This window comes from Paraburkholderia caballeronis (genome assembly GCF_900104845.1).
Taxonomy (GTDB): Bacteria; Pseudomonadota; Gammaproteobacteria; order Burkholderiales; family Burkholderiaceae; genus Paraburkholderia; species Paraburkholderia caballeronis.
This window is the reverse complement of sequence record NZ_FNSR01000002.1, coordinates 2,302,681-2,317,448: the sequence shown is the minus strand read 5'-3', so window position 1 is coordinate 2,317,448 and position 14,768 is coordinate 2,302,681. Positions and strand designations below refer to the sequence as shown.

Below are 14,768 nucleotides of genomic sequence, written 5' to 3'. Positions count from 1 at the left end.
CGCGACGGTGATCGGCTGTTCGGAAGGCTTCGGCCATGCGGGCGCGCATCACGTGCCGCATGCGTTCTCGACGGCGAATCAGCCGATGCAGATCGTCTTCGCGGTCACGGAAGCGCAGGCGGCCGCGTTGCTCGATGCAGTGCGCGCGGCCGGCGTGCCCGTGTTCTATATGAGCGCGCGAATCGAGTTCGGCGTGCTCGGCGACGAACGCGCGCATCGCGATCTCGCGAACCGGCTGCGAGGCGGGCGCGATGAGTCGCGTTCCGGCAACGGGTCGGGCTGTGCGGCGTGCATCGTCGCGTCATGGCAGTCACAGCGGCCACAGCAAAAAACGCCGGAAAGCACGGCAGAAAAACCGCCGCGCGCGGCGAAATCCATACCCTTGCTTGCGGCTTTCGACGTCCCGGCCCACGTCGGCGCGGCCCGCATCCCTATGCGATAATCGCCGCCTCATCGGGCGGCCGCGCGGCCGTTCGCATCGGCCGCGCCGGCATCCGGACCCCGGCGGCCGGTTCACAACAGACGGAGACACCCACGCATGAGCGCCGTACAGGCTCCCCCGACGGCCAACCCGGCCGCAGCGAAGCACGCGCGTCGCGCGGCGACCGGCAGTTTCATCGGCGCGGTCGTCGACTGGTACGACTTCCTGCTGTACGGCATCGTCGCCGCGCTCGTGTTCAACTCCGAGTTCTTCCCGAACGTGAGCCCCGCGATGGGCACGATCGTCGCGTTCGCGACGTTCGGCGTCGGTTTCCTGTTCCGTCCGCTCGGCGGCATCGTGTTCGGCCACTACGGCGATCGCATCGGCCGCAAGAAGATGCTCGTGCTGACGATCGTGATGATGGGCCTCGCGACCACCGCGATCGGCCTGCTGCCGACGTTCGCGTCGATCGGCTGGTGGGCGCCGGTGCTGCTCGTCACGCTGCGCGCGATCCAGGGTTTCGCGGTCGGCGGCGAGTGGGGCGGCGCGGCGCTGATCGCGGTCGAGAACGCGCCGGCCGGCCGCAAGGCGTTCTACAGCAGCGGCGTGCAGGTCGGCTACGGCGTCGCGCTGATCCTGACGACCGGCTTCGTGTCGCTGCTGAGCGCGACGCTCGACAACGCCGCGTTCAAGTCGTGGGGCTGGCGCATTCCGTTCCTGTTCAGCGTGGTGCTCGTGCTGGTCGGGCTGTGGGTGCGCTCGGGGATGCAGGACTCGGCCGAGTTCGTGTCCGCGGTGAAGGAGCAACGCGAGCGCGTGCGGATTCCGGTGATCGAGGCGCTGAAGCGGCATCCGGGCGCGTTCCTGCTCATCATCGCGCTGCGGCTCGCGGAACTGCTGACGATGTACATCGTCACCGCGTTCGCGCTCAGCTATTCGACGCAGAACCTCGGGATGAACCGCGAACTGTTCCTGAACATCGGGCTCGTCGTCGGCGCGGTCAGTTGCGTGACGATTCCGCTGTTCGCGCACGCGGCCGACCGCTTCGGGCTGCGCCGCGTGTATCTGGTCGGCGCGTTCATCGGCGTGGCGAGCGCGGTGCCGTTCTTCATCGCGATGGAGGCGCGCTCGACCTTCTGGATCGTCGTGTTCGCGGTGATGCTCGCGAACGTCGCGCACGACATGGTCGTCGCGGTCCAGCAGCCGCTGTTCACCGCGCAGTTCGGCGCGGAGTACCGCTACAGCGGCGCGGGCGTCGGCTACCAGGTCGCGAGTGTCGTCGGCGGCGGCTTCACGCCGTTCATCGCGGCCGCGCTGGTCGGCTTCTCGCACGGCTCGTGGCATCCGGTCGCCGCCTATCTCGCCGGCGGCTGCGCGATCTCGTTCGTCGTCGCGTTTCTGATGCGAAAAGACTGACCCCCGCGGCCGTCGCGCATTTTTCCGATCAGAACCTTCCGAACGTTTCGGCGACGATGCGCGCCGCCCCGGCAATCACCGCATCGTCCGGTTTCGCGTCGGCGACCTCGCGCGCGTGGAACACGGCGGGCACCACCGGCTCGCGCGACGGCGGCCACAGCACCGCGATAATGCCGCGGCTGCGGCGCTTCCGGCACACGCATCCGTTCGTCGAACTGCGGCTGCTCACGCACAACAACCTCGTCGATCTCGCGGCCCGACGTGCCGACGCTGATGATCCAGGGCGGCGCGGATCTGTGTGACGAACCCGCTTCGTCGGAAGGGCAGCAGTCGTGCTTCACCGGCGGTTATCGGCGCATTGTGCTCGACGATGCCGGACACTTTCCGCCGCGCGAAGCTCCGCCGCGCGAAGCGCCCGATGCAGTCGCGGATGCAGTGATCGCGCATCTACGTTGAATGGCGCGTGCCGCAGCGCAACGAACGGGTCAATACGGATCGTCCGGCACGTCGAACAGCGCGTCGTCCACCGCGAGTTCGATCGAGCATGCCCTTTGCAGTGCGGGAGGGTCCTGCTCTTCCTCGAAGCGTCGCCGCACGACCATCCGCAGACGTTCCTGCACGGTCAGACGCTTCGCCGTTTCGAGCGCGGCGTAACGCTCGACCTGCTCGCGACGCAGGCGCAGCGTCACGACGCAGCGCGCGTCGAGCGTGGTGTCGCGCGTCGATTCGACGACCCACGACAGTTGCAGATAAACGATGTCGCCTTCGTCGTAGCTGCTCGACGCGGGCGTCTTCGGCGTTTCGAACAGGCTCGCGAGCGCGAGCTGGATTTCCTCGATGCGCTGCCGCAGGTCGATTCCTGTCGTCGTCATGTCGGCTCCGATGATGAACAAGGATTCCTGCGATGCAGCAAGCGACGTTCCGCGAGCGGCACGCTGCCCGCAAACCCTCAAGTTTCCTCGCGTGGATACCGATAACCTGAATAGCCTGTCTTGACGCTGCTTCATGGCGGCGACGTCAGGTTTCCCGGCGCCCCCGGTTTTGCCGACCGCTGTCCAGCGGCGTGCAAGCGCCGGTCCGCGATGTCGAATCGACGGACCGGCGACACGGTACGTGCCGGCCGCTAAATCGTTTCGTGCAGCAACCGCACCGATGGTCCGCGCCGTCGCGTGAGGTCACTCGCAGGTGTTCAAGTGGCGGAAGGCATCAAGACGACATTCACGTTACCTAGGGGCCGGCTGGCCAACTGGCTGCTGTACCCCGGGCGCGACACGCCGCACGAAATCCGCGTCGCGCTCGCGTCCACGCTGTTCGGCACGCTGCCGATCTTTCTCGGCGGCGTGTTCAATACGATCGCGGTGGCGGCGGTGCTGGAGCACCGCCATCCGACGCTGCCGTTCCAGGCGTGGCTCGCCGCCGAGATCATCGTCTGCCTGCTGCGCCTCGTCGTGCTGATCCTCGCGCATCGGCGCGCGCGGTACGGCAAGCCCACGCTGACCGACGCGCATGTGCTGCTCGCGCCGCTGTGGGGCGCGACGGTCGGCTACGGCGCGCTCGTCAGCGCGTTCAGCGGCGACTGGATTGCGTCGACGCTGTCGTTCCTGTCCGCGGCCGCGATGGTCGGCGGCATCTGCTTTCGCAACTTCGCCGCGCCGCGGCTCGTCGCGGTGATGATTTTCCTGTCGCTCGGGCCGTGCTGCGTCGGCGCGATCGTCGCCGGCGAGCCGGTGCTGTGGCTCACGCTCGTGCAGATTCCGTTCTATCTGTTCGCGATGAGCGCGGCCGCGTGGCGGCTGAACGGCATGCTGATCTCGACGATGGAGTCCGAACGCGAGCACGACCGCCGCGCGAGCCACGACGGGCTCACCGGCCTGCTGAACCGCGAAGGGCTGTTCCTGGCCGCGCGTCCGCAGCCGGCGAGGGCCGCGCGGATTCGCGCGGGCATGCCGCTCTATTACCTGGACCTCGACGGCTTCAAGGCGGTGAACGACGCGTACGGCCACGAATTCGGCGACCGGCTGCTGGTCGAAGTCGCCACGCGCCTGAAGGACCTGGCCGGACCGAACGCGCTCGTCGCACGGATGGGCGGCGACGAGTTCGTGATCGTCGGCGACGCGCCGGCCGGCAGCGACGCATCGCGCTTCGCCGCGTGCATGAACGCCGAGATCGAGCGGCCGTTCGACCTCGCGCCGAACGTGACGGTGAAGATCGGCGCGAGCATCGGTTATGCGTCGGTGACCGCCGAGGGCAACGCGATCGACACCGTGCTCGGCTCCGCCGACGCCGCGATGTACGAGGCGAAGCGCAACCGCAAGGAGCGCGCGGCTGCGGCAGAGCGCGCGCCCGCATGGACGCCGCCGGAAGATTACGGCGACCTGAATCCGTCGGGCGTCACCGCGTGACGACCGACGCTGCGTTGCCCGCCACGGGCCGCGCGACGTAGCCGATCGCGCGACGACGCATGCGCCGTCACGCGGCGCGCACGTCGCCGTTCATCGCGCCGTTCGCGACTTCGTTGATGTCCGGCGTGTCGAGGATCGCCTTGGGCGCGCCATGACGCGCGATCTCCAGCATCGCCTTGCCGATCGATGCGGTCGATGAGACCTGCTTCGGTATCAGCAGCCTCAACAGCGGAAAGAGCGGCGCGAACGCGACGTAGAACAGGTGGTAAAGCGGCGTTTTCGAGCGTGCGCCGTAAAGCGGCTGGATCACCCCCGGCCGGAACACGCAGACGCTCGCGAACGGCATCGCGAGCAGCGCGTTCTCCGTGCGGCCGCGCACGCGCGCCCACATCCGCGGGCCGCCGCCAGTGCTGTCCGCACCCGCGCCCGACACGTACACGAACTTCGCGCGCGGATTCGCGCGGACCAGCGCCCGCGCGGCCGCGAGCGTGATGTCGAACGTGACGCGCACGTAGTCGGCCTCGTCCTTGCCGATCGACGACATGCCGAGGCAGAAGAAACAGGCGTCGATGTCGCGCAGCTCGTCTTCGAGCGCGCGGTAGTCGAGCAGGTCGGACTGCACGATCTCGCGCAGCTTCGGATGCTGGACGCCGCTCGCGCGACGGCCGATCGTCACCACGCGCGCGACGTCGTCCGCGAGCAGGCATTCGCGCAGCACGCCCTGGCCGACCATCCCGGTCGCGCCGAACAACAGCACGTTCATCATTTTCAATCGTCCTTGATCGGGGCCGCCCCTCCGGATGGAACGGCGGCCCGGCTTCGTGCGCCGGCGGCCGGCGCTTAGTTGGCCGGGAACGGCGGGATCGGCGCGGCGTGCGCGAAGTCGGTCGATTCGCTGACCGCGCGCCAGCGCGCGCCTTCCGCCGCACGCGCCGCGTCGCCTTCGCCCGCGTAATGGACCGCATCGCTGCCCATCAGCAGATGCATCGGCGGCGCGTCGTGCGCGGCGAGTCGCAGGATCACCTGCGCGACCTTCGCCGGATCGCTGGCTTCGTTGCCGACGTACTGCGTCAGCATGTCGAGCAGCACGCCGACGCTCGGCTCGTAATCGGCCATCGGCCGGGTGACCGAGCCGCGCGCGCGGGTACCCCAGTTCGTGCGCATGCCGCCCGGCTCGATCACGCAGACCTTCACCCCGAACGGCGCGACCTCGCGCGCGATCACCTCGCTGAAGCCGCCGACCGCCCACTTCGCCGCCTGATACGCGGCCAGCCCCGGCGTGCCGATGCGCCCGCCGACCGACGAGATCTGGAAGAGGTGGCCCGAGCGCTGCGCGCGCAGCACCGGCAGCGCCGCGCGCGTCACGTTGACTACCCCGTAGAAGTTCGTGTCGATCTGCGCGCGGAAATCGTCCGGGGCAGCTTCCTCGAACGCCGCGACGTGGCCGTAACCCGCGTTGTTCACGACGACGTCGAGCCGGCCGAACGCGTCGGTCGCCGTGCGGACGGCCGCGTGCGCCGCGTCGGCGTCGGTCACGTCGAGTGCGACCGCGCGCACCTGCTGTTCGCCGTAGCGTTGGACGAGCGGGGCGAGCGCGTGCGGGTCGCGCGCGCTCGCGATCACGCGATGGCCGGCCGCGAGCGCCGCTTCCGCGATGTCGCGGCCGAGGCCGCCCGCGCTGCCGGTGATGAGCCAGACTTGAGACATGCTGAGACTCCTTGAAATCGAATGACGGTTATAAAAATGAGCAAGTAATCGCTCAATATTGGCACGTGAAAAAACCGGCGTTCAGCCGCCGGCGATCGCGTTCCAGAATGCTTCGAAGCCGGCGGCGCGATAGCGGTCTGCGTCGTCGGGGTAGTGTGCGACGAAGTCCATCGTCGTTTCGGCCAGCGAATTCATGATCGCGCCGACGAACGGCGCCGGATAGTCGCGCAGCTTGCCGAGCGCGGCGGCCTCCTGGATGGCGGCGCTGATCGGCGCGAATGCGTCGCTGCCGGTCTTGCGGCTGGCGTCGGTGATGCGCTCGGACAGCGTGAGCCGCGCCATCGCGCGGCGCTCGGCGGGGCGCGAGATGCCCCAGTCGACGTAGGCGTTCCACGCGTGATGGGCGCGCTCGCGCAGGGGGGCGTCGAGGGGGTAACCGTGCAGCATCACGTCGCGCAGGCCGCTTTTCAGGTCGAGATAGAGCTGGTTCAGCAGGTCGTCCTTGTTCGCGAAGTACGTGAACAGCGTGCCCTCCGCGACGCGCGCTTCCTTCGCGATGCGCGCGGTGGTCGCGCTGCCGCCTTGCTCGGCGATCACGCGGGCGGCGGCGGCGAGGATGGCGTTGCGTTTGTCGTCGCTTTTGGGGCGGGCCATGCTTTTAGCTTCGGGGAATGAATGAGTGGCTGCTCATTTTAGGTTGGGGTGGGGGATTGTGCAAGGGAGAGATTGGCGACAGAGGGGAGACCGTCGTTAGGCGGATGTTGTATTGAGGGGAAGGCAGAGAACGGCCATGAAGGGACATTCGACATTCGCCCCTAATTCGTTGACAATTCCAATTGAACGCAAGCTAACGGCCATGATTGACGGCCTTCCAAACACTACGTTCAACGGACGCGAGCTACCTATGCGTATTTGGGCACCGACACGGACCTCCCTTGATGGCCGAGGCACAAGCCAAGGCACGACCAGGAAGGTCGAGATCGAACAGCTTAACGACGGAAGCTTTTTGCTGATGCGGTACGAATCCGTAGAAGCGTCATTTCCGACCTCGGATCATTGGTATGCCTCACTCGAAGAGGCATACGACGAGTGCCATCACGCTTACGGCATCAATCCCGATGATTGGCTCCAACGGTGACCAATTCGCTCGGGGTGTGTAACGTACACATTCGTGGATGAGCGTCCGCTGTGAGTTGCGCTATTTCTCGCTTGAAAGCCAAACTGCAACGCCCATAAAGATAAGAGCAGCACATAAGAACCAGAAGCGCAGCTTGTGCATGCGTGATCTCTGGTCATATGTGGAACTTGATAGGCATAGCGCCATAGCAATGCAAGAAAGCGCAGCAGGATATACGGCTGAGTGACGAAATATGGTCTGATCGCCCGGGATACGCCCGACCAGGATAATCTTCCCCACCAATGCGCCGATAGCGCCGTAAAGAGCGACAAGGCTAGGGATGATGTATCGAAAGATGATTGTGGATGGTCGTGGAATTATCATCAAGTATGGGGGGCGACTGCCTGTTTGCTCCTTCGGATTATGATTCAAAATCGACTCCGAACGTCAGCTTTCGAGAAAGCCGACCGTCTCTTATGAGTCGTTTGATGCCAGATGCATGAACGGTCGCGCGCACGGTGATCGACCCGTTCGGCCGTCGGGCGCTAGTCGGCCATCATGGGACGGTCGCGGGAAACCTCTCTCGGGCGTTCTGGCGACGGTAGTAGCCTGAAAGCGGCCGCTCGCCGGAATCTCGGCCGCGACATTCAAGCGTCATCGGCCAAATCTTCAACGATTTTCGCAATCATGGGGCGCGCAAAGGCCTCAACCGCATCCGTGCCAGGTTGACCGACCTCACCTGCGTCAAAGGCTAGATAGACTTCATTAAAGAACGAGGGCCACGATTCCTCGCCCAGTGAGATGAAATCGTCATACACAAAGCCGACTACGGCGATCGCGAGCGCGTCGCAAAACCCGAAGGAGAATTGACCTTTGTGAAAGCCGATCGCGAGATGCCGAGCTAGCACGTCATATGCGTCACGCCTTGTCGCTCCGACGATCTCGGTCCAGCGCTCCATGTCAGCTTCCGAAACAAGTCGACCCGGGCCGGTCTCAGCATAGCGAGATTGCAGCTCCGCGATAAACGTGGCTTGTGATTCCGGTGGAGCGGGGTGACGGTCGCCGCTCATTGCTGAAGGAAGGCCGCGATGGCGCGAATCAGGTCTTCAACGTGGACCAGTTCGGCTTCCGAGATATCCTCTCGACAGTTTGCTCGGAGTCCGCGTAAGGCTTCGTAGAGGTTACCCCAGTCGTCCGTCAACCCGTTGGTTAGCGGCCATGCGCTCAGTAGATGCCGTAAAGGGCGTGCAGAGCGGCGTTCGCACCAAATATCGAACAGTTGCGCGCATCCAGCGTTGATGTCGTCAGCGGTCATCGGTTAGTCTTCGGCCGGTATAGTCGATGAAGCATCAATGATGCCCCATCTCGAATGACCGTTTGCAGGTATGCAGAATCGCGGGCGGTTCGTGATGTTAGCCAGTCGCCAGGATCAGCCAACGGATGACCGCTCAGCGGTCGATAGCCGCCGTCCGGTCCGCCAGGCTGCGGAGGACCGGTTTGGGTCGGACAGCGACATCCCTGCGGAGCCGAGTGGCCAAGACGACATCGTCGGTCGGGATGCGGCCAATAGTTGCCATTCGCCACCTCCGTCACCGTGACATTCGAACGGCGGCTTACCACCGAAACGTGTCACCCGCGCCGTTCAGTCCTTCATATCCGGCGCTCAGATCCGGGATCGGCATGTTCGTCAGGATGATCAACGAGGTCTTCAGCATTCAGGCTACAGTCCCCACGCTTGAAGATGTCCAATCCATTCGTTAAAGGCAGGACATTTTTCTCGAATTGCATCGATACCAATGGCCTCGGCAATCAGCGGTCCATGCTCTGTTTTCGAATAAGTGCCTGCCGGAAAAATCCCCAAAATGCGTTTGGAGGGTGCGGTTTCCGGACTGTTGTTGATGGATTCAGGGCTTGGAAATGCCTGCACCACAGCAGTCAACGCCTCTTTTGCCTCGTTGCTCCAACCGTCTTCTACCCATTCAAAGGCAGTCGGGTCCGTGAATAAAAGGCCCTCAAACTCATGCATCTGCACATAAGGAAGTACAAATCGCGGATCATAGCCCGTAGTTCTGGCTGCGATTGCCGCACGAATGTCGGCTTCCAAAAGGGTGCGATTACGACCCTGCCTGTCTTGAAATCCGTAAAAATCGACCAACGTGGTTATTCGATCTGTGGCGTGATACTCGTGCGAGATGAATCTCACCAGACGCTCCACGGTGACGCGGCCGCCTCGATGGTTTCCTGACGGAGCGCGCAACAGGCTCGGATACGCGTCCACATTACTACCGATAAGGTAGGGGTTAAGGCAACTATTGACAAACTCAACTTCCGTCTGTCCTTCGCAAACGATGCAGACTCGAATCATCCCGCCCCTCCGACGGTCTCCTTCAACCAGATATCGGAGAGCTGGTATTCGTCATCCAACCATTCTTGGTATTTCTCACGCGGAAGATTGCGTAGCACCGTCTCGCCGTCGTTAGCACTGGCAACGATGATGTTTTCCAAGTCAAAGCAGTCCACCATATAGGGCGATTGCGTGGCGATGAAAATTTGACGTGTCTTCGATAGGCGCTTCAGCATTTCCGCGACCAAAGTGATCGCGTGAGGATGCAGGCCGAGCTCGGGCTCGTCGAAAAACATCACGTCTGGCAGGCGATTGGTAGGTAGGTTGAGTAGCGTCAATAAGCAGAACAGGCGTAACGACCCATCAGATGTCAGGTGCGAACCAAAGATCTTGTCACTGTTTTTACCCAACCAGCGGAGCAAAACCTTACCCGCTTCTGGCTCCAGCACAAACTCCTTGAAGGTTGGAAGTACTCGTTGAATCTGCCGTGTGATTAGGTGGTAACGCTTAGAATCCGTGGTTTGCAAGTCGAGGAGCACTGCGGCTAGGTTGCCACCATCCGAACGAAGTCGAAACGATTCAGTCACATCCCATCGATTGTGAATCGATGCATTCGCAGATGTATCATGAAATTGATAGGTCGAGCACTGGCGAAGTAGGTTGCAAATGGTCTTTGCTGTCTTGCTTTTTTGATCGGGCAGTTTAGATTCCTTCCCGATTTCAACCAACTCGGTCCACTTGGCTCCGCTCGCAAGACCCAACGGCGCAAAGCGATAGGCCTCGTTCATCACCATCAGTGTGTCGCCTGCCGACAGATGCGTCAGATCGAAACGAAAATCGTTGCTGCCTGCCGCTGTCTCGAGCCGGATCTCTGCGTGAATGCGCGGTGTCTTACGAGATCCCATGAACAACTGATCGTCACCACCACCGTGTCGCACTACGAATTCCTGCAACTTCTCTGATTTGAGCATCCAGCTCAACATTTCAAAGAATCGAATCAGTGTGGATTTTCCTGAACCGTTGGCACCAATCAACACTGCTAGCTGCGGGAGCTCAAGATTTTCGATATTTCGAAGACTACGAAAACCCTCGATCGTGACCGACCGGATTCGATTGGTCTTAGAGGGATTCGGGGCGGTCATTCAAGCTTTCTCCGTAAAGGATATACATTGCAGGAGTTCCAGTTTGATCTGAAGCATTTTCAACACGAGCGAACGGCGTTCTTCTAGGGAAGCGTATCGGACTTGGCCTATACCGAGACGTTACGAGTTGAAAGTTAGGGCCATAGCGATGCCGCAAAGACGGCTTTGCCTCTCCAGTGCGCAAGATTTGCTCAATATTTAAGCAAGTCCTCGTCGCTAGCGAGAGTCCGGCAGGCTCCTAGGCACAGTATGCCGTGCCATACAGAGCCCCGTCTGAATATGCAAACCGTCCTATCGTTCCTGCCCCGACGGGGCCTAATCTATCATGAGAGGTCAGCAAGTGAGTACTTTGCGCGGCTGCTATGCTGCTGTCCGCGATGGTCGCTGGTCGCCAGCCGCCTTCCAGGCTCGCAACTGATGGCCACCGTGCAAGAACAGGTTTGGATGGTTGAATCGGGAGAACGAAAGCGCTGGACGTCCCAGATGGTCCGTATCTCGAATATCTGGATCGCAGTATTTTGGACGACTCTGGCCGACAAGCGGCGAGTAACTCCGCGTGAACGAATGGCGGCTGCACACCCGAGAGTGGCCGGACGGAGCGCATGAGCTTGGACGGCAGAAACGGGTCGATCCGAGCCGGTCGCCGTCGGACTCAGTTCGGCCAGGAACGGACCTTGGCGGGGGCTCATAGGTTGACTGACCTGACGGATCATGTAGCCAAACGGCAAGTGAGTTCTCTTATCCTAGAGGCAAGGAGAACTTGATGAAGAAGCGCCACACCGACGAACAGATCATCCGCATCCTGCGGGAAGCCGAGAGCCGCGAGGAGGCGGTGAAGGATCTGTGCAAACGGCACAACATCACGGAACAGACGTTCTACCGCTGGCGAAACAGGTTCGGCGGCATGGATGTCGCCGAGGCCCGGCGTCTCAAAGAACTGGAATCGGAAAACGATCGGCTCAAACGCCTGATTGCCGAGCAACTGCTGGTGATCGACGGGCTGAAGGAGTTCAGCCGAAAAAAATGAGCACCCCGACGGGCCGGCGCGAAGCGCTGGAAGTCCTGACCCGCCGGGGGGTGTCACAACGCAAGGCATGTCGTTACCTGGGGCTGAGTCGCCGGGTGCCGGCCTATACGCCCAGACAGCCGGAGAAAGACCGGCTTCTGGGGGAGCAGTTGATCGCGGCGTCCCAGGAAGTGCCGCGCTTTGGGTATCGCCGTATCTCGGCGTGGCTGTCGCTGGGCGAATCGCGCGTGCGCCGGATGTGGCGTGCGCTGAAGCTGAACATCCCGAAGCGACGGCCGCGTCGACGACGTTGCGGCAGCGATATCCGCCTGCCTGGCGCGACAAAGCCAAATTCGGTCTGGAGTTACGACTTCGTCCACGATCAACTGGTCGACGGCCGTGTCTTGAAGATGCTGTGCGTGATCGACGAGTACACCCGGGAATGCCTGGCAATCGAGGTCGGTGCCAGCCTGCGTTCGCAGGACGTGATTCTGGTGCTGTCGAGGCTGATGCGGCTGTATGGAAAGCCGGCATTCATCCGGTCGGACAACGGCGCGGAATTTACCGCCGCCCGGGGTCATGCGCTGGCTGCGTGACGCCTCGATTGGCCCGGCCTTCATCGCGCCGGGCAGCCCTTGGCAGAATGGCTTCGTCGAAAGCTTCAACGGCAAACTGCGCGACGAACTGCTGAATCGCGAATGGTTCCGCAGCCGCGTCGAGGCGAAAATGCTCATCGAGCAATGGCGTCAGTTCTACAACGAGAGGCGGCCACATAGCGCTCATCGTTACCAACCTCCAGCCACGGTCCGTCGAGCCTGGCTGGAGTCCGATAATATCGACATGCGACTCACTGCCTGACTGGCTACAAAATCCCGCCGCAGGTCACCATTTGCATGAGGCACTGATCGACCCGGAAGTGACGTTCGCTTCTTCCATCCTGGGCATTCACCACGCAATACCAAACCCCACCAGCTTCAGATTTGAGGCGCAGCACCCATGACACGCCATTCCGAAAAGCGAAACTAACCCTTGCGCGCAATGCGCTTAATTATCAGCGCCCGCTTTCCTACGCTTGTAATTCGCTTCGTTTAAATCAAAATTCCAGTCCAATCTAGGAGGAGCAGATCATGAGCAAGGCAAGCAGCACATTAATCGCGGCTGTCGCCGCACTCGCGCTGTCGGGCGGGGTCTACGCGCAGAGCCACAACACGCTGGCAACCCCGAGCGTCGTGTCGCCCGCCGCCGTGTCGCCGGCCACTGCAACGAGCGGCTACGGCACGCCTGGCGCCAGCAACTCGGACAGCGGCACGAGCGCCGGGTCCGCGAACCCGGGCCTGCAGCAAACCACGAACACCGGCTCGACGCCCAATGCCAGCGCTTACGGGGTCAACAACACGCTGGCAACCCCAAGCACCGTGTCGCCGGCCGGCAAATAACAGCAATTAGTCACGCCCGACGCGCAAGCACAAAACGAGCAAACCCTCGTTCACCAGCCGTCGCAAGAAAAGCCGCTGCCCTCACGGACAGCGGCTTTTCATTTCTCCCAAAGCGCTTCCCGACTTCAAAACCCCGCGGCCAATCCATCCCTCCGGCTATCGCTGGCCGCAACATATCCCCGCTCCGGCTCGTCACGATCGAGCCGCCAGACAAATTGCCCCGATCCAAAATCCATATACGGATCGTCGATCGACTTGATCGTATGCCCGCATTCCGCGAGCGCCTTCGCGCAGTCCGCATCGAGCGTCGCCTCGACGTCCAGCGTGAAGTCGCGGTTCACCTTCCAGCGCGGCGCGTCGCACGCGGCCTGCGGCTGCTGCCCGTAATCGAGCATCCGCACGACGGTCTGCAGATGCCCCTGGGGCTGCATGTCGCCGCCCATCACGCCGAAACTCATCACCGCTTCCTGGCGGCCTTCGACGCGCTGCGTGAGGAACGCGGGAATGATCGTGTGGAACGGCCGCTTGCCGCCCTCGACGACATTCGGCGAGCGCGGGTCCATCGAAAAACCGCAGCCGCGGTTCTGCAACGCGATTCCCATTCCCGGCACGACGACGCCCGACCCGAAGCCCATGTAATTCGACTGGATGAAGCTGACCATCATCCCGCGTTCGTCGGCCGCGGACAGGTAGATCGTGCCGCCGGCCTTCGGCATCCCGAAGCCGAAGTGGGTCGCACGGCGCGGGTCGATCAGCTTCGCGCGCTGCGCCAGGTACGCAGGGTCGAGCATCTGTTCGGGCGTCACGTCCATCGAGCGCGGGTCCGCGACGTAGCGGTACACGTCCGCGAACGCGAGCTTCATCGCCTCGATCTGCAGATGCTGTGACTCGACGCCGTCGAGCGGCAGCGCGCCGAGGTCGAAGTGTTCGAGAATGCCGAGCGCGATCAGCGCGGCGATCCCCTGACCGTTCGGCGGAATCTCGTGGACGGTGTAGCCGCGGTAGTCCTGTCCGATCGGCTCGACCCAGTCCGCGCGGTAGTGGCGCAGGTCGTCGGCGGTCATCGCGCCGCCGCCTTCGCGCGCGAACGCGGCGATGCGCTCGGCGATCTCGCCTTCGTAGTACGCGCGCGGGCCGTGCTCGGCGAGCAGGCGCAGCGTTCTGGCGTGGCCGGGCAGGCGCACGAGTTCGCTCACCTCGGGCGCGCGGCCGTTCGGCATGAACGTGTCCGCGAAACCGGGCTGGTTGCGCAGTTCGGGAACGGCGGCGGCCCACTTGCGCGCGACGACGCTCGCGAGCGCATGGCCGCGCTCGGCGATCTCGATGGCCGGCTCCAGCAGGTCCGCGAACGGCAGCGTGCCGAACTTCGCGTGCAGCGCCTCCCAGCCGGCGATCACGCCGGGCACGGTCACGGCGTCCCAGCCGCGCACGGGCTGCTTCGCGATGCCGTTCGCGTCCTCGCCGTGGCGGCGGCGAAAATAGTCGACGTTCCACGCGGCGGGCGCGACGCCGGACGCGTTCAGGCCGTGCAGCTTCGCGCCGTCCCACACGAGCGCGAACGCGTCGCCGCCGAGGCCGCACGACACCGGCTCGACGACGGTGATCGCGGCGGCGGCGGCGAGGGCGGCGTCGATGGCGTTGCCGCCTTTCCACAGCATCCGCAGGCCGGCCTGCGCGGCAAGCGGGTGCGAGGTCGAAACGACGTTGCGCGCGAACACCGGCAGACGCGGTGTCGGGTAGGGGTTCTGCCAGTCGAAGCGGGTCATGGTGTTTTTGA

At 63.3% G+C, this 14,768-nt stretch carries 13 protein-coding genes and 3 pseudogenes; 7 read left to right on the top strand and 9 right to left on the bottom strand.

Annotated elements, in window-relative coordinates; translation table 11 throughout:
* From BLV92_RS32240 to BLV92_RS26845, 4 genes and pseudogenes are all read left to right on the top strand, one after another.
* Nucleotides 1-442, top strand: a pseudogene (locus BLV92_RS32240) (DUF190 domain-containing protein); the annotation flags it as partial.
* A 96-nt stretch (nucleotides 443-538) separates the two neighbouring features.
* Entirely contained in the window at nucleotides 539-1,837 is a 1,299-nt protein-coding gene (gene shiA, locus BLV92_RS26855) for a shikimate transporter (protein ID WP_090551062.1), read from the top strand.
* Between the two features lie 167 nt (nucleotides 1,838-2,004).
* Nucleotides 2,005-2,106, top strand: a pseudogene (locus tag BLV92_RS32765) (LysR family transcriptional regulator); the annotation flags it as partial.
* On the top strand, nucleotides 2,099-2,293 hold the full coding sequence (locus tag BLV92_RS26845) for an alpha/beta fold hydrolase (RefSeq protein WP_244283925.1): 195 nt from the start codon (nucleotides 2,099-2,101) through the stop codon (nucleotides 2,291-2,293). The pseudogene BLV92_RS32765 and the gene BLV92_RS26845, both read left to right, overlap by 8 nt.
* A gap of 29 nt (nucleotides 2,294-2,322) precedes the next feature.
* Here BLV92_RS26845 and BLV92_RS26840 read toward each other — a convergent pair whose 3' ends face one another.
* Nucleotides 2,323-2,709 (bottom strand): DUF3022 domain-containing protein, encoded by a 387-nt coding sequence (locus tag BLV92_RS26840; protein WP_090551503.1) that lies wholly within the window; start codon nucleotides 2,707-2,709, stop codon nucleotides 2,323-2,325.
* Between the two features lie 321 nt (nucleotides 2,710-3,030).
* Between BLV92_RS26840 and BLV92_RS32970 the strand changes: the two genes are divergently transcribed.
* Nucleotides 3,031-4,239 (top strand): GGDEF domain-containing protein, encoded by a 1,209-nt coding sequence (locus BLV92_RS32970; RefSeq protein WP_280141503.1) that lies wholly within the window; start codon nucleotides 3,031-3,033, stop codon nucleotides 4,237-4,239.
* A gap of 67 nt (nucleotides 4,240-4,306) precedes the next feature.
* On the opposite strand, the gene BLV92_RS26830 is transcribed toward BLV92_RS32970, so the two are convergent.
* The 7 genes from BLV92_RS26830 to BLV92_RS26805 all read right to left on the bottom strand — a co-directional run bounded on the left by BLV92_RS26830 (nucleotide 4,307) and on the right by BLV92_RS26805 (nucleotide 10,549).
* Nucleotides 4,307-5,002, bottom strand: coding sequence for an NAD-dependent epimerase/dehydratase family protein (locus tag BLV92_RS26830; RefSeq protein WP_090551499.1), 696 nt, complete (start codon nucleotides 5,000-5,002; stop codon nucleotides 4,307-4,309).
* A gap of 77 nt (nucleotides 5,003-5,079) precedes the next feature.
* Entirely contained in the window at nucleotides 5,080-5,946 is an 867-nt protein-coding gene (locus BLV92_RS26825; protein ID WP_090551056.1) for an oxidoreductase, read from the bottom strand.
* 81 nt (nucleotides 5,947-6,027) lie between these two features.
* The gene (locus tag BLV92_RS26820) at nucleotides 6,028-6,600 is read right to left on the bottom strand and encodes a TetR/AcrR family transcriptional regulator (RefSeq protein ID WP_090551053.1); all 573 of its coding nucleotides are present in this window, start codon (nucleotides 6,598-6,600) and stop codon (nucleotides 6,028-6,030) included.
* A gap of 1,110 nt (nucleotides 6,601-7,710) precedes the next feature.
* Nucleotides 7,711-8,022: a hypothetical protein gene (locus BLV92_RS26815; RefSeq protein WP_006047327.1), complete on the bottom strand. Its 312-nt coding sequence runs from the start codon at nucleotides 8,020-8,022 to the stop codon at nucleotides 7,711-7,713.
* A gap of 107 nt (nucleotides 8,023-8,129) precedes the next feature.
* Nucleotides 8,130-8,378 carry a hypothetical protein gene (locus BLV92_RS31820; RefSeq protein WP_044020269.1) on the bottom strand — a complete coding sequence of 83 codons (249 nt, stop codon included), beginning with the start codon at nucleotides 8,376-8,378 and terminating at the stop codon, nucleotides 8,130-8,132.
* Nucleotides 8,379-8,783: 405 nt separating this feature from the next.
* Entirely contained in the window at nucleotides 8,784-9,428 is a 645-nt protein-coding gene (locus BLV92_RS26810; protein ID WP_090551051.1) for a DUF4276 family protein, read from the bottom strand.
* A complete protein-coding gene (locus BLV92_RS26805; RefSeq protein WP_090551048.1) occupies nucleotides 9,425-10,549 on the bottom strand; it encodes an AAA family ATPase in 1,125 nt (374 codons plus the stop codon). Before BLV92_RS26805 ends, BLV92_RS26810 begins: the two co-directional genes overlap by 4 nt.
* Before the next feature lie 763 nt (nucleotides 10,550-11,312).
* Here BLV92_RS26805 and BLV92_RS26800 point away from each other — a divergent pair.
* Together BLV92_RS26800 and BLV92_RS26795 are read left to right on the top strand one after the other, a co-directional pair.
* Nucleotides 11,313-12,413, top strand: a pseudogene (locus BLV92_RS26800) (IS3 family transposase).
* Nucleotides 12,414-12,682: 269 nt separating this feature from the next.
* The gene (locus tag BLV92_RS26795) at nucleotides 12,683-12,991 is read left to right on the top strand and encodes a hypothetical protein (RefSeq protein ID WP_090551047.1); all 309 of its coding nucleotides are present in this window, start codon (nucleotides 12,683-12,685) and stop codon (nucleotides 12,989-12,991) included.
* 125 nt (nucleotides 12,992-13,116) lie between these two features.
* Here the strand turns inward: BLV92_RS26795 and BLV92_RS26790 are convergent, their stop codons facing one another.
* Entirely contained in the window at nucleotides 13,117-14,757 is a 1,641-nt protein-coding gene (locus BLV92_RS26790) for a gamma-glutamyltransferase family protein (protein ID WP_090551044.1), read from the bottom strand.
* Between the last annotated feature and the right edge of the window lie 11 nt (nucleotides 14,758-14,768).